1 protein-coding gene is annotated in these 252 nt (G+C 36.9%); it reads right to left on the bottom strand.

Going from position 1 to position 252, the window contains the following annotated elements:
• A partial coding sequence (locus ACYQ78_RS39895; protein WP_459806196.1) for a hypothetical protein occupies nt 1-222 on the bottom strand: 222 nt, incomplete at its 3' end.
• Nucleotides 223-252: the final 30 nt, after the last annotated feature.

Raw genomic sequence — 252 nt, 5'->3', positions numbered from 1 at the left:
GTCATATTTGTAAGTTTGCTCATAAGATTCTAACACTCTTTTAATCAAACACTGCATCCACCGGAAAACCCTTGATTCAACTTTTTCACTGGGCTTCTCTCCAGTGGACAATTTCTGCCATTCCCGTTTGAAATTGACTTCATCCATGGCAAGAATTCTCAACAACACAAGCATTCTCCAAGAAATACCATTTTCCTCTGAACAGAACAAATCTTTATCCAATTGATTAACTAAAATGACGTCTCTCTTTCT

The sequence above is a fragment of the Herbidospora sp. RD11066 genome, assembly GCF_054661255.1.
This window is presented reverse-complemented; position numbering and strand designations above follow the sequence as displayed.